The sequence below is a fragment of the Bartonella grahamii subsp. shimonis genome (assembly GCF_036327415.1).
Lineage (GTDB): Bacteria > Pseudomonadota > Alphaproteobacteria > Rhizobiales > Rhizobiaceae > Bartonella > Bartonella shimonis.
In genome coordinates this window covers 1,984,968-1,998,746 of record NZ_CP123961.1, presented here as the reverse complement: position 1 = coordinate 1,998,746, position 13,779 = coordinate 1,984,968, and the positions used below count along the sequence as shown (strand labels likewise).

The 13,779-nt window shown below is 38.0% G+C and carries 12 protein-coding genes and 2 riboswitches; of the genes, 4 read left to right on the top strand and 8 right to left on the bottom strand.

The features are described from left to right. Positions 1-487: 487 nt before the first annotated feature. Positions 488-1,822, bottom strand: a complete 1,335-nt coding sequence (locus QHG57_RS08705) for an NAD(P)H-dependent oxidoreductase (RefSeq protein ID WP_330167966.1) — start codon at positions 1,820-1,822, stop codon at positions 488-490. Between the two features lie 164 nt (positions 1,823-1,986). On the opposite strand from QHG57_RS08705, the gene QHG57_RS08700 reads away from it, so the two are divergent. Further along, positions 1,987-2,466: a MaoC family dehydratase gene (locus tag QHG57_RS08700; RefSeq protein ID WP_330167965.1), complete on the top strand. Its 480-nt coding sequence runs from the start codon at positions 1,987-1,989 to the stop codon at positions 2,464-2,466. Positions 2,467-3,410: 944 nt separating this feature from the next. On the opposite strand, the gene QHG57_RS08695 is transcribed toward QHG57_RS08700, so the two are convergent. The 3 genes from QHG57_RS08695 to QHG57_RS08685 are packed head-to-tail and all read right to left on the bottom strand — an operon-like array spanning position 3,411 to position 5,943. Beyond that, complete coding sequence (locus tag QHG57_RS08695; RefSeq protein ID WP_330167964.1) at positions 3,411-4,070, bottom strand: methionine ABC transporter permease; 660 nt, start codon at positions 4,068-4,070, stop codon at positions 3,411-3,413. Beyond that, positions 4,063-5,097: a methionine ABC transporter ATP-binding protein gene (locus tag QHG57_RS08690; RefSeq protein ID WP_015856779.1), complete on the bottom strand. Its 1,035-nt coding sequence runs from the start codon at positions 5,095-5,097 to the stop codon at positions 4,063-4,065. Before QHG57_RS08690 ends, QHG57_RS08695 begins: the two co-directional genes overlap by 8 nt. 27 nt (positions 5,098-5,124) lie before the next feature. Beyond that, positions 5,125-5,943 carry a MetQ/NlpA family ABC transporter substrate-binding protein gene (locus tag QHG57_RS08685; protein WP_330169111.1) on the bottom strand — a complete coding sequence of 273 codons (819 nt, stop codon included), beginning with the start codon at positions 5,941-5,943 and terminating at the stop codon, positions 5,125-5,127. A gap of 523 nt (positions 5,944-6,466) precedes the next feature. Between QHG57_RS08685 and QHG57_RS08680 the strand changes: the two genes are divergently transcribed. Further along, complete coding sequence (locus tag QHG57_RS08680) at positions 6,467-7,114, top strand: SH3 domain-containing protein (RefSeq protein WP_330169110.1); 648 nt, start codon at positions 6,467-6,469, stop codon at positions 7,112-7,114. Positions 7,115-7,395: 281 nt separating this feature from the next. On the opposite strand, the gene QHG57_RS08675 is transcribed toward QHG57_RS08680, so the two are convergent. The 4 genes from QHG57_RS08675 to QHG57_RS08660 all read right to left on the bottom strand — a co-directional run bounded on the left by QHG57_RS08675 (position 7,396) and on the right by QHG57_RS08660 (position 11,604). After that, complete coding sequence (locus tag QHG57_RS08675) at positions 7,396-8,427, bottom strand: aspartate-semialdehyde dehydrogenase (protein WP_330169109.1); 1,032 nt, start codon at positions 8,425-8,427, stop codon at positions 7,396-7,398. Positions 8,428-9,709: 1,282 nt separating this feature from the next. Further along, positions 9,710-10,021: a helix-turn-helix domain-containing protein gene (locus QHG57_RS08670; RefSeq protein ID WP_330169108.1), complete on the bottom strand. Its 312-nt coding sequence runs from the start codon at positions 10,019-10,021 to the stop codon at positions 9,710-9,712. 700 nt (positions 10,022-10,721) lie between these two features. Continuing rightward, positions 10,722-10,928, bottom strand: a complete 207-nt coding sequence (locus tag QHG57_RS08665; protein WP_330167958.1) for a Trm112 family protein — start codon at positions 10,926-10,928, stop codon at positions 10,722-10,724. A gap of 13 nt (positions 10,929-10,941) precedes the next feature. Continuing rightward, the gene (locus QHG57_RS08660; protein ID WP_330167957.1) at positions 10,942-11,604 is read right to left on the bottom strand and encodes an LON peptidase substrate-binding domain-containing protein; all 663 of its coding nucleotides are present in this window, start codon (positions 11,602-11,604) and stop codon (positions 10,942-10,944) included. A gap of 448 nt (positions 11,605-12,052) precedes the next feature. Beyond that, positions 12,053-12,150, top strand: a riboswitch (glycine riboswitch). Between the two features lies 1 nt (position 12,151). Further along, positions 12,152-12,243: riboswitch (glycine riboswitch) on the top strand. Between the two features lie 44 nt (positions 12,244-12,287). On the opposite strand from QHG57_RS08660, the gene gcvT reads away from it, so the two are divergent. Both gcvT and gcvH read left to right on the top strand, forming a co-directional pair. Next, on the top strand, positions 12,288-13,400 hold the full coding sequence (gcvT, locus tag QHG57_RS08655; RefSeq protein ID WP_330167956.1) for a glycine cleavage system aminomethyltransferase GcvT: 1,113 nt from the start codon (positions 12,288-12,290) through the stop codon (positions 13,398-13,400). Between the two features lie 6 nt (positions 13,401-13,406). Further along, positions 13,407-13,775, top strand: a complete 369-nt coding sequence (gcvH, locus tag QHG57_RS08650; RefSeq protein WP_330167955.1) for a glycine cleavage system protein GcvH — start codon at positions 13,407-13,409, stop codon at positions 13,773-13,775. The last annotated feature ends 4 nt before the right edge of the window (positions 13,776-13,779 follow it).

The following is a 13,779-nucleotide window of genomic DNA, read 5'->3' as shown; positions in this document are numbered from 1 at the left end:
TTTTTATCTTTTATAGGAAGATAAAAAAAAATATCCCTGTATTTAGGTTTTTCATGCAATAAGAAAAATGATAGATATTCATCATTTCAAATTTGTTTATATTGAATCCATCAAAAGCATTTTTTGCATATAACAATTTGCATTCGTGTATGGATAAAAATTATTTAAGAAAAGAGCAAAAATTCTTCTCATGAATCATCTCTAAGGTTCAAGGGCTGTCATACTATTGGTAATTAGCAAATAAAATGATGATGCTGATTTGTATCTTTATGAAGGTAAGAGAGTGATACACAATGAACCTTATACTATCTCATGGGGAGGTTTATACTATAGAATTTATGGGCCCTGTTCGTGTGAGGGAAGTGGTGATGTGTATCGTTGGAAAATGCCTTTATTAAAACAGAAACATGAATTTGTGATACAAGTGTATTCTGGGTTGTTCTGTTGCGTAAGGGAACGATGCTGTTAAGTAAGGTGCTAAGAGGTATTATAGCTTAGCAGAAGAAGGGCAATGAAGTAAAAGGTCTTGTTTAGCACGAAGGCGTGCAATCCACTGATCTTCACGAATAGTAGTATTATGCGTTGTAATGAGTTCATTTTTTTTAATTGCAGCTGTTACAGTTGCTTTTTCTAAAAGACCACAAGGAATGGCGTGGTGAGCGCGTGCTTCTGCGATGTTCATTATCCAAGCGCGATAAGTATAAAGACCGATAAAGTCTAGCTGGTCACCTGGGTGTAAATCTTTTTTAGCAACAGCACAGACTTCTACTACGGGGTGGCTAAGAGGGACCATATCTTTTTTACCATAAAGCATAACACGTGCGCAGGTGAGGGGAACTTCCATTGCTGTTAAATGATAGGGGCGGTGAAAGGTGAAGTAAGGTCCCTGACCAATTTTTAAATCTTCCATACGTTCGCGTAAACGTGGGTGTGTTATTTCTGCAATGACAAAAACACCTGGGGAAACACCTTGACCTATTGAATAATCCACAACACCATATTGCTGTAAAATTCCTCCATCTTTTTTGGGAATAAGCACTTTGTTTAAATCTTGCAGCGTCGCTTGTGGTCCATGCATTCCTGGGCAGTCGGGGAGAAGTCCGGTGGCATTGGCAATTGCGGCCATTTCAACCATCGTTTTGGAACCATCAATAAATTCAACCAACATGCGTACATTCATATTACGCCGGAGTGCTTCTTCTTCGTAAGCATCAGGTGTAGCATCAAAGAGCAGAGGATTATTTTTTCCCTTACCCGCTGCAACAATCTTATGTCCAAGAGCTGAAACAAATTCGATGAGTTCCATGCAAGAAGTTGGTTCATCTCCGGCACCAAGGGTATAAATAAGTCCTCGTTTTTCTGCTTCATGTTTGAGATAAGCGCCAATTGTAACATCTGCTTCAACATTCATCATGACAAGATGTTTGTTATTCTCAAGCGCTTTGATACCAATTTCTGCTCCCGCTTCAGGATAGCCTGTTGCATCAATGATAATATCAATTTGTTCATGGCGCAAAACAAGGTCAATATCATCTGTCGCTGCAATCAAATCTTTTTCAATGCTTTGCGTGAGAGCATAAGTATTTTCAACTTCACAGACATGTCCATCTTCGCCATAGGCTAGTGTAGCGGCATCAAAAATACGTGATGGCGTCCTAGTGGCTACAGCAGCCACTGTTATACCATCCATATGCGCAATACTTGATAATAAATCTGTGCCCATTTCCCCACAACCAATCAGTCCAATACGGATGGGGGGATGGTTTTCTGCACGTTTTTTCAAATCATGCGCTAAACCTGTTAGGTTCACATTGCTTGCCATTCTTTTTTCCCATTTGAAAACTATTCTGCTAAAAAACTTTTCTCATTCATTAAGGTGTATTTATTTTTAAGACAATTAATCTTTTATTCTTGATGCTCTAATCAATGGACTTTATAAAAGCAAGGGGGGTGGTTGCTTTTATCAAATAAAGTAGGAATAGCGTTATGCAGCAAAAAATAACAGTACAAGATGTCACTAATTTTATTGGGAAAGAAGTGGGATTATCGGGGTGGCGTCTTGTTACACAGGATATGATTAATCAATTTGCATGCGCTACAGATGATCATCAATGGATACACGTTGATGAGGAAAAGGCTAAACAGACACCTTTTGGGGGAACGATTGCTCATGGTTTTTTAACATTATCGCTTTTGTCTACGCTTGCTTATGAGGCTCTTCCAGAGTTGGAAGGGACCACAATGGGGATTAATTATGGTTTCGATAAAGTACGCTTTATGAGTCCTGTGAAAACAGGAGTACGGGTACGCGCGCGTTTTGTGTTAGATGATGCAGAAATTCGCCCTTCTGGTCGAGTGGTTTTCCATTATGGGGTTACGGTGGAAATTGAACAGCTAAAAAAGCCAGCTCTTACAGCTCAATGGCTTATTGTAGCTGTGGTGGGAGAGAAAATATCTAATATCTAGGTTAGTTTGAGTACTTTATTTTATAAAATTTTTATACAGTTCTATGAGAAGTTTCTTCAAGGATAGGATTGAGAATAATCTATAGGATGATAGATATGGTGGAGCTATCATAGCGTTGATAGCTATAGCTGATTGCTATCTTTCCTAGATCGTTTTGAAGAGGAGTTTCCTAATGAAGACTGTGCATTGTTTTGCGCTTTTGTTTATAGCGTTCTTTAATGGGATCATAACCCTCACGTAAAACAGAACGCTTCAAATGGAATATACTTGCGTTGCCAATTCACAGGCTTATTTTAAAGAAATATCTCTCAACGCTCGTCACACCCATTTCGCAGTGGCGCCTATAATAGTATAACTATAAAACCATTGAGCACCCCATCTTTATGCTTGGGAAGAAGAAAGTTAGTACCATCATATTATATGCCAGTCCCCGATGTTAAGACAGGTCTTGACACTTGAGATAATTCATAAGAGTCATGGCCTTCCTTGCTTGTATAGTTTTTACTCATACGGCTCTTTCCGCTTTTAAGGTGTAAGCGAGGGGTTTTGATTGATTCAATATGGAATAACTTTAGAGTGAGAGGCTCTTACTGTATTCAGAGTTCTCATTCAATATGAATAACGTCATATTATCATTATAAATCAATATGTTGTATAAGATTTGAGAAGGCCATGACCAATGCCTTAATTTACATGATAATTTATTATTTTTATGTTAAGAGAGAGAGAGAGTCTCGAATATTGTAAGATCTCTCATTTTATTCCCTTTTATATTCAATCCATTAAAACTATTTTCTTTCATGTTACAAACGGATGGAGAGAGACAAAAACTGTTTAAGAGAAAAGTTCCTAATCTCTTATGAGCGTTTTCGATAGGCAAGGGTTGTTGCACTTGGAAAGTGGCAAAGAGGATGATGGTACTGGCATGTGAAATTCTAAGTCTTTTAATGTTTTGTTTTATCAAGTTTTTGTACGATTTTATCAGAAGTCCATTGGGTTATAACATTGAGTATGATCAAAAGAATGATGACAATGGTCATGATGAAGGTATTATAGCGTTGATAGCCATAGCGGATTGCCATATCCCCTAAACCGCCTCCACCAAGATATCCAGCAAGTGAGGTGGCTCCTATGAGAGAAATGACCATGACTGTAAAACCTGTAATCAGGCTAGGGAGAGCTTCAGGAATAAGAACATGTCTGATAATTTGAAGACGGCTTGCGCCCATAGAGCGGATCGCTTCAATGAGACCGTTTTCAACGGTTTTAAAAGAGAGTTCTGCCATGCGTGCATAAAAAGGGATAGCTGAAATGGTCAGTATAAAAATTACAGCAGGCATTCCTATCCCTCTTCCTACAACGATACGCGTAACGGGAAGAAGATAAAATGCAAGAATAATAAAGGGAATGGCACGAATACTGTCAATGATCATGCTTAAAGGGCGATTGATGAGAGATGAGGAAAAAATCCCCCCGCGTGCTGTTGTGTGAAGAAGAAGACCAAGGGGAAGTCCTATAATAAATGCCATAAAAGAAGCACTAAGTGTCATCAATATTGTATCAATAACAGCTTGGGGAAGTTCATGAGACAAAACATTAAACATAGCCTAAGACCTCACAATATCGTCCTTTTTTCGTTAACCATTGAACAGCTTTTTCTAAAGCTTCTTTATCTTCTCCAGGAAGAGCTAAGAAGAGTCGCCCGATGGTTTCATCTTGAACTGTATCAATGCCACCATGCAAAATACGTGCTTTTAAACCACTCTCATTTTCTAGAAGATGAAGAAAAGGTTGCTGGGCAATTTCACCGGCAATATTGATTTCAATGACAGCTTCTCGCCCGATTGGTTTGAGATTTTTCGCAAATTTTTCAGGAAGTTGCGGGGTGACAAGCTTGAGCATGGCTATGGTTGTATCGTCTTGCGGTGATGTAAAGATGTCTTTCACACGTCCTTCTTCTACAATGTTCCCCTGATTAAGAACAACAACGCGATGCGCTATGGTGCGCACAACTTCCATTTCATGGGTGATGAGCACAATCGTGAGATTGAGGTGTTTATTAATATCAGCAAGGAGCTCTAGAATAGATTGTGTTGTTTCAGGGTCAAGAGCAGAGGTAGCTTCATCTGATAACAATATTTTAGGATTAGCAGCAAGCGCACGAGCAATGCCAACGCGTTGTTTTTGCCCCCCTGATAATTGTGCTGGATAGCAATATTCTTTTCCATATAACCCAACCAATTCAATAAGTTCAAGGGCACGTTTGTGGCGTTGTTTTTTACTTACACCACTTAATTTAAGCGGCAATGCAATGTTATCAAGAATATTTTGCGATGAGAGAAGATTGAAATGTTGAAAAATCATCCCAATTCGTTGACGGTAAGGCGCCCACTCTATCTCTGATAGATTTGAAATATCAACACCTTCAAAAAAAATGGACCCTGCATCAATCTTCTCTAACCCATTTAAACAGCGGATAAGTGTTGATTTTCCTGCTCCACTGCGCCCAATAATGCCAAGGATTTCACCAGCATGGATATTTAAAGAGAGATTATTAATTACCGGAACACCAGCCGTTTTGTTAAAACAACGGCTGATGTTTTTTAAGGAGATAAGAGTAGGTTTTTCCATTCACAATTACTCGGATATTTGGCACAATTACCAAGAAGTTTGGGCGGTTTTTCCAAAAACCTCTTTGATTTTTGCACGGATAAGATCGTTGTTGTAAGCGGCAACTAATTTTTTAACCCATGGCTCATCTTTTTCGCTCGTGCGTACAACGATGATATTATCATAAGGATTATTTTTTGCGCTCTCCCATGCGACGACATCTTTTTCGAAGTTTAATCCGGAAACAATAGCCCAGTTTGTGTTTATAATTGCAAGATCAAAATCGTCAATAGCTCGTCCTAACATACCAGCATCGAGTTCACGAATTTGCAGGTTTTTAGGATTTTCGATAATATCAAGTGGAGATGCAAGAATATTATGAGGATCTTTTAACTTAATGAGACCTAAAGAATTGAGAAGAAGTAAGGCTCTTCCACCATTAGATGGGTCGTTTGGAATACCAACATGTGCACCATCACGTAAATCTTTTAAGTCTTTGATTTTGTGCGAATAAACACCGATTGGAGCAATAAATGTATAGCCGACAATTGAAAGTTTATAGCCACGTTGTTTCATTTGTTCATTAAGATAAGGGGCGTGCTGAAAAGCATTCGCATCGATCTCTCCTGCGTTAACAGCGTCATTAGGCAAAGCGTAATCAGAAAAATAAACGAGTTCAATATCTAAACCGGCTTTTTTAGCTTGTTCAGCAGCAGTTTTCCAAATAATCGCATCCCGCCCTTCCATAATACCAAGTTTGATTTTTGATTTGTCTGTAGCCATGACAAAAACTGTAGATAAAAAAAGTGCAAAGAGAGAGAGGAATAATCCTATAATCTGACTACGAAAAAATTTTTTTAATGTCATGTGCTTTTAACTTTCTTTTCTAAGAGATTTTTTGAGGGAAGTTTCAATATACTCTGTATTTTTTTAGGGAGATTTCAAGTTATACAAGCTTTAGATAATATTCAATCACTTTTATTTTTAAAAGAGTATTATTTTTTCTTCTATTTTTAGTAGTTTTGGGGGCTTATCATTATTCATTCTCAGTAATTCTCTGAAATTCAGGCATCAATTCTTCTATTGTAATCATATTGTAATCATTTGTTGAGGGAACCAATGACACTTTAAAAACTTCTTTAAGGGACGATTGGTTGAAGAACTAGACAATCAGATGATGCTTTAGCAGTAAATTCATGAGGAACATACTGCGCAATCAAGATCAAAAGGCCGCGTTCGTGTAGATGGGGAATAAAAAGAGACTTTGTTACAATGTTGTGGGGTCTTTGGGGCGGGAAATAAAGGTTGCTGATCATTGGATTTAAACGCGACAAATTTTTGCAAAGGCGAAATTTTGCCCTTCACATGTTTTGAGAGAGGAAGAAAAATAATGTTAAGAAAGAAATTTTTATCAACAACAATGATTTTATGGGCTTTGGGAGCGTCGGGGGTGGCTGTGACTGCTTCTCACGTGGAAGCTGGAACCATTGCAGGAACAGTTGCTCGTGTTGCATCAGGTCAGGTATCTTTACGCACAGGTCCTGCGACAGCTTATAAAGTTATCACAATGGTTCCAATGGGAGCAAAAGTGCAAATTTATGGCTGTCTATCCAATAAAACTTGGTGTTCTCTTGGTTATCACGGAAAGGTTGGTTGGGCATCTGCACGTTATGTCAATGTCAACAATGTTCCCACCGTTGCTTTTACAAAGATGCCAGTAAAGCCAAATGCTAGGATAAAATCGCAAAAAGTAAAAAAAGAAAAAGTAAAACAGTTTGTTTCTGGTTTTAAAGCTCTTCCGGCGATTCAAAAAACACGGAAAAACATACAAAAACTCTACAGAACAGATGTGATTATCGATTCTACTGGTGTCAAAAAAAGAGATGAACGGACAATTTTAAATCCTTCGCCCAAAGCACAAGGAGTTTCTGTAAAGCACGTAAATGCTTATAATCCCTTCTTTCCTGATAATGTCAATTACAAAAATTTTGAACGTAATGAAACACGTTACCGTGTTGTGACTTATCCTCCTCGATAAGGGTAAGTTAATTTCACAATCGGAGTGATAAAAAGGATCGGCAGCATAAGGGTTTTTTGCTTCATGCTGCTGATCCTATTGTACCGTAAAATGGCATTAAGGCGGCGATGATTAATTAAGGTGGCGAGGTATTCATGGATATTCAGAGTAAAATTTGTTAATACCCCGAATTACAGTCCTTTAGGATGGTGATATGAATCCTCAGCAGGGGAAGATCCTGCTGAAGAGAAGCCGGACTTTTGACAGAGCGGCTAGGGCTCTTCGTCCTTTCGGACAGGGCATTAATTTACGGACTTAGGCTTTATCAAATTACGAGAAATGAGCAATTCAGCAATTTGAACTGCATTCAATGCTGCTCCTTTTCTTAAATTATCGGCAGCAACCCAGAAAGCTAAACCATTTTCAACGGTGATATCTTCACGAATACGGCTAATAAAGGTGTCATCTTCTCCTGTACATTCATAAGGTGTGGTATAGCCACCATCTTCGTGTTTATCGATAAGCTGACAACCGGGAGCATTGCGGAGAAGCGCTTGTGCTTCAGATACGCTTAATGGTTTTTCAAATTCAACATGGACGGCTTCGGCATGACCGATAAAGACAGGGACCCGTACAGCAGTGGCCGTTAATTTAATCTTCGGATCGAGAATTTTCTTCGTTTCAGCAGTCATTTTCCATTCTTCTTTTGTATAACCATCTTCCATGAAAACATCGATATGAGGAATAACATTAAAGGCAATGCGTTTAGTGAATTTTTTTGATGTAATTGGATCAGCAACAAAAACTGCACGTGATTGTTCGAAAAGTTCATCCATTCCTTCTTTACCAGCTCCAGAAACCGATTGATATGTAGAGACAACAACACGTTTAATGATTGCAGCATCATGGAGAGGTTTTAAAGCTAAGACCAGTTGAATTGTTGAACAATTAGGATTTGCTATAATATTACGTTTAGAAAAGGCATTTATAGCTTCGGCATTGACTTCAGGGACGATCAACGGAACATTGGAATCATAGCGCCACGTGGAGGAATTATCGATGACGACACAGCCAGCGGCAGCGATTTTAGGAGCATATTCTTTGGAAATGCTTCCCCCCGCAGACATAAGACAAAAATCTGTGTCAGAAAAATCGTAAGTATCCAATGCTTTTACTTTTAAAGTTTTATCTCCATAAGAAACTTCTTGTCCTAATGAGCGTCGTGATGCTAAAGGAACAATTTCATGCGCGGGAAAACCACGTTCTTCTAAAATTGTAAGCATTTCACGACCAACATTTCCGGTTGCGCCGACAATTGCAACTTTAAAACTCATTTTCTATATACTCCTCATGTCTTTCCACGTTTATTCCCCGTGCTATACTCAGGAGAGAGTGAGTTGGTCAAGGAACATCATTAAATTATATTTTTGATTTTCAACAATTCAATCTTGTGCACACCAATCATTATCGTGAGCACAGTGCACACCAATCATTATCGTGAGCACAATAAATCGTTTTATTTCAAATAATACTATCTTTGTTTAATCTTTCAGAATTGAAAAATTGAATATTGTACGCCAAACCTTCATCTCTTTGAGAGAGCATTTTAATTAAGTGAATTCCTTATCTTCTGTCAATTGTTTCTCTTCACACTTTGAATTTTTTAAGGATGGTATGGCGTATTGCGTTGGTGGAATCTTTTAATACTTTATCTGTTAAGTGTTTAATTATTTGATCTTCTCCCTATGCACTTTAAAAGCGAAGCTTCCTATTCAGTTTGTAAACAGCCAGATTCTAGTGGTTATTTTTAGCGGCTTCCTATTTTTCTCTTAAACTAAGAGATCAAAAAGCAAGCCTAAAAATACTTAAAAAAACATTTGGCACCTAAAAACATTTGAATGTTTCAAGAAGGTATGCATGCTTCATATCCTCATACCTTAAATGATAGAATTTATGGTACAATAGGATAAACTTAAGTATCCATTATATAAATAAATTCTTATGAAAGTTATACATATAGTTTTTTCGTGTCTGTTTTTTACTTTAATCCTGTTATGCTATAAAATATCGTCATTTGAAGTAAGGTGATCTTTAAACTTTCTTGATATACTTAAGTGTTCCTTTAGTGTGTGGGAATATTCATAGACTTGCTTGGTGAGCTTTTGGTTTCAAGTGAATTATATGAGTGGAAAGCCGTTGAACACCCCCATATTTATGTTTAATAAAAGAGCAAGTTAGCACCATCATACATTTTTCCAGCTCCCAATATCGCTACAGTTCTTGGTATGTGAGACGATTCAATAAGAGGTATGCCTTTTTGTACATTTTACTCACACACCAACTCTGCTTGTAATGTGCAAACAAGAGATTTTGATTGATTCAATATAGAACAATTTTGAAATGAAAGAATTTTACGATATTTGGAACACTTATTTAGTATACATAACGTTAGATGATCATTATAAATCAACGCGCTATTTCTAAGTTAAACTCGTTAGAATTCGGACTATTTACAGACAAGATTAGATTTAAAAAATTTCGTTCTCATGAGATATGGTGAGACAGTCACAATTCTTTTCAATGTTATTAAGGACGTTGATTGTCCTTTCAGCGAATTTATGAAAATAATGGGTCATTTTTTTCATCAGAAATCAACTGCAAAATAGCCCTTTGTTTTTTGCGGGTCAGCATTCTAAAACTTTTCAAAAGTAAATATTCTGCTTTGCTTTCTATTCTATCATCACAATGATAGAGGGTATCTTCTTTTTTCGTGTTATCAGCATAAAAGAAGGAAACGGGAACATCTAATATATGAGCAATTTTCTGTAAACGTGCTGCGCTTACACGATTTAAGCCTTTTTCATATTTTTGAATTTGTTGAAACGTTACGCCCAAATGACTCCCTAATTGTTTTTGAGAAAAACCCATGATGTTTCTTCTGAAGCGAATTTTTTTGCCTAAAGAAATGTCATAAAAATGTAGATTTTTGGTTCGCACTTTGCTCCCCCTCCGGTTGCGAGCGCCCTCGCATTGGTATTCCGGGGTCTGGAAGTGCTGACTCAAAACAGCCTCTTGCTTTTAGTGCTGAGAGCACTTGGACATAACAAGAGCCCCCGGAAATTCCGGGATATCCGCAAAAACGGTTTTATTTCTAGTTTGAGTTTTTCGGGCTTCCAGACCCTATTTGATCGTCGCGTATACGACCAAAAACACAAGTCTCCTTCATAGGGTAATTTCTTTAAATCGTCAACCAGAGTGACAGCAGTTGTTTTGGTTATTTTTTGCAAAGTTTACATGCAACTGTTGCAATGCATCTCTTTATTTTGATGGGATTTTGGATCATTTCTTGGTGATCATTATGGGGGATATTTTAAATTGTAACTATATCACTTTTATCCATTATCTATCTCTTTTGTAGAAAAATGAAAGCTTCTTTTCGCATTCAGAAGCAAAAGACTTTTTTAGAGCAACTATAATATTGCGAGTTGGTAAAGAGAATGCTGGTGCTGGCGTGTCATGGATTAGCGTTTAAAATACCAATATTAAAAAGATTGCAAGAGTAAAAGAGAGCTTTTCATAGAGCAGTGATTGATAACAGGTTTCTCCAGAAAAAATGAACGAAAATTTCTTATTTTTTATAGGCTACTTTTTCATTGTTTTGCAAAGGGCGCGCTTCTGAAGCAAGCATAATGGGAACGCCATCACGAATAGGATAGGCAAGCTTGGCTTTGAGAGAAATGAGTTCTTGTGTTTTTCGGTTGAAAGAGAGTGTGCCTCTCGTTATTGGACAGACGAGCAATTCGAGCATTTTGGGATCTGGAGTCATTTTTTTCATGTTTTGACGTTTATTAGTTTAAACGGTAATCTGTTCCTGTTTGTTTCATGAGTGAGCGTTCTGTTAATGCAAGAAGAGTTTGGGCACGGCTTTCGATATCTGGAGCTTCAAGGAGAGCTTGTTTTTCTGCTGGTGTAAAGGGGATAAGAGCTGAAAAAGCATTAACCAATATAGGTGTAGGAGCTTCTATGATACTGCTCCAATTATATTCCATTTCATGGATGGTCAGATATTTTTCTACAACGTCGAGTAAGTTTTCTCGGTTAATGCTTTCTTCAATATCGAATTCTTGTAAGTCTTTTATGTTTGATTGGATGAGAGCTGTTCGATAGGATTTTGTGTTTGTCAATTCTTGTTCTAAGGTGAAGCGGCAAACACCTTGTAAGATAATGAACAGTTGTCCATTTCCTGTTTCGCTGTAGTTTGTAATGCGCCCTATACAGCCTGTTTTATAAAGTTGTGTAGAGAAGCGGTCTGTATTCGATGAAAGTGGTTGAATAATGCCCAATAGACGATCAGTTACCATAACGTTTTCAATCATTTCAAGTGATTCTGGTTCAAAAATGTTGAGTGATAAAAAACCACCAGGTAGTAAGAGCGCACCTTCTAAAGGAAAAAGGGCAATTTGCTTTGGAAGATCATTTTCGCAATTGTACGAGATATTACCAGCTTTCATGAGTATTTTGTCACCTTTGTTTGAGGTAGTTTCAGTCTGTAAATAGTCGCAATTTATGACACTATTGAGAAAGCAAAAAAAACACTTCTTGTAAATTAAAATCATACTTATAAAATACTTGAAATCCTTATTCTAAAAAAGAAAATGAAACCCTATTTTTAAGATCGAACTGCGCGAGAAAGAATATTACTTTGCGATCTTTTTAGTGTGTGACGTTTTGCATTATTTTCAAGAGGTATTTTTGTTTATAGCTTTTGATTTTTGTTTTAATTTTTCTAAAATGTGTCCCTTACAATTTTTGTAAGGTTCAAAAGGATGCTATTATAAATCTTTTGAAGCAGCTTATGCAAGTTTTAAAATGAGAACATTTTCATCACTTTACTAATGACAGTGTGATAAAGATAGGTTATAGGTTAAAATATGCTGGAAAGAGCGTTATCGTTTCTTTCATTCTTTTGCGGGAGAGTGCAGATTGCAAATTTTCGCATTGCCGCCGAAGGGGAAATAGCCCATAATCTCTCAGGCTTTAAGGACCGTAAAAGGAGGAAGGCAGATCTGGAAAGTCGGGAGAGCCCGCGCCGAAGGTGTAAGCGAAAGATCTTTTCGCGAGTCTCTCAGGTTGATGACAGAGGGGTGCAGAGACGGTCATATTGTATGGGCGTTAGCGCAGCTTTGGAGTTATTATGGGCACAGCACAAGAAACATCTTTTTTAAAAACACTTCCTTTATATGATTTACATGAAAAAGCAGGAGCAAAATTTGGCGCTTTTGCGGGTTGGAATATGCCTTTAACGTATCCTCTTGGCGTTTTGAAAGAGCATCTCCATACGCGTGCACATGCAGGACTTTTTGATATTTCTCATATGAAATTGATTACTGTTGAAGGCGCACAAGCCGCGGAATTTTTATCCTATGCTTTTCCTATTGATGCAGCAGCTTTAAAGATTGGGCACTCACGGTATAATTACTTGCTTAATGAGCAGGCTGGTATTCTTGATGATCTTATCATTACCCGTTTAGAAGAAAACCGTTTTATATTGGTTGCTAATGCTGGGAATGCGCAGGATGATTTTGTAGAATTGGAAAAGCGTGCAGTTGATTTTGAATGTCAAGTGATTGCTCTTGAAAGGGTATTGCTTGCTCTTCAAGGTCCTGAAGCGGCAGCTGTTCTTGCTGATGCGGATTTACCAGGGAATGAATTGTTCTTTATGCAAGGATTCGAACCACAACAAGATTGGTTTATAACGCGTTCTGGTTATACGGGAGAGGATGGTTTTGAAATTGCTTTACCTATAGGGCATGCGCATATGTTGGCTGAAAAATTGCTGAGTGATTCTCGTGTTGAGTGGGTTGGACTTGCAGCACGCGATAGCTTGCGGTTAGAAGCAGGGTTGTGTTTGCATGGAAATGACATTACCCCTGATACAACACCTATTGATGCTGCTTTGACATGGGCTGTTCCTAAAAGTGTTCGAGAAAAAGCACAATTTTATGGCGCGAAGGCTTTTCTTGAAGCGTTGCAAAAAGGACCTGCTCGTTGTCGTGTTGGATTAAAACCGCAAACGCGCCAACCTGTTCGTGCTGGTGCGGTGCTTCTTGATAATCAAGGTAATGAGATTGGAGTTGTAACATCAGGTGGTTTTGGTCCTTCTTTTGATGGTCCTGTCGCGATGGGTTATGTTCCTGTTGATTGTAAAGTTGAAGGGACACAAGTCTTTACAGAACTGCGAGGCAAAAAGATTGTATTATCAGTTCATTCACTTCCCTTTGTTGAACAACGTTATTTTAAAGGATGATTTTTTATGTCTAAAACTTATTTTACACAAGACCATGAATGGCTTAGCGTTGAAGGACAAGTGGTGACTGTTGGGGTTACACATTATGCGCAAGAGCAATTAGGGGATTTGGTTTTTGTTGATTTACCACAAAGTGGGACAAAACTTTCCAAAGGAGAGGCAGCTGCTGTTGTGGAATCGGTGAAAGCCGCTTCAGATGTTTATGCTCCTCTTGATGGTGAAGTGGTCGAAATCAATGAAGCATTGGCTGATAGTCCTGAATTGGTAAATCAGAAAGCTGAAACAGAAGGCTGGTTATGGAAAATGACATTGCAGGATGAGACACAACTGGAAGGGTTGTTGGATAAAGATGCTTATAAGACTTTGATTGGATGAGTGC

Excerpts from the sequence above, each read along its gene's own strand:
- QHG57_RS08705 (WP_330167966.1), bottom strand. The coding sequence starts at position 1,822 with ATGGCAAGCAATGTGAACCTAACAGGTTTAGCGCATGATTTGAAAAAA.
- QHG57_RS08700 (WP_330167965.1), top strand. The coding sequence starts at position 1,987 with ATGCAGCAAAAAATAACAGTACAAGATGTCACTAATTTTATTGGGAAA.
- QHG57_RS08695 (WP_330167964.1), bottom strand. The coding sequence starts at position 4,070 with ATGTTTAATGTTTTGTCTCATGAACTTCCCCAAGCTGTTATTGATACA.
- QHG57_RS08690 (WP_015856779.1), bottom strand. The coding sequence starts at position 5,097 with ATGGAAAAACCTACTCTTATCTCCTTAAAAAACATCAGCCGTTGTTTT.
- QHG57_RS08685 (WP_330169111.1), bottom strand. The coding sequence starts at position 5,943 with ATGACATTAAAAAAATTTTTTCGTAGTCAGATTATAGGATTATTCCTC.
- QHG57_RS08680 (WP_330169110.1), top strand. The coding sequence starts at position 6,467 with ATGTTAAGAAAGAAATTTTTATCAACAACAATGATTTTATGGGCTTTG.
- QHG57_RS08675 (WP_330169109.1), bottom strand. The coding sequence starts at position 8,427 with ATGAGTTTTAAAGTTGCAATTGTCGGCGCAACCGGAAATGTTGGTCGT.
- QHG57_RS08670 (WP_330169108.1), bottom strand. The coding sequence starts at position 10,021 with ATGGGTTTTTCTCAAAAACAATTAGGGAGTCATTTGGGCGTAACGTTT.
- QHG57_RS08665 (WP_330167958.1), bottom strand. The coding sequence starts at position 10,928 with ATGAAAAAAATGACTCCAGATCCCAAAATGCTCGAATTGCTCGTCTGT.
- QHG57_RS08660 (WP_330167957.1), bottom strand. The coding sequence starts at position 11,604 with ATGAAAGCTGGTAATATCTCGTACAATTGCGAAAATGATCTTCCAAAG.
- gcvT (WP_330167956.1), top strand. The coding sequence starts at position 12,288 with ATGGGCACAGCACAAGAAACATCTTTTTTAAAAACACTTCCTTTATAT.
- gcvH (WP_330167955.1), top strand. The coding sequence starts at position 13,407 with ATGTCTAAAACTTATTTTACACAAGACCATGAATGGCTTAGCGTTGAA.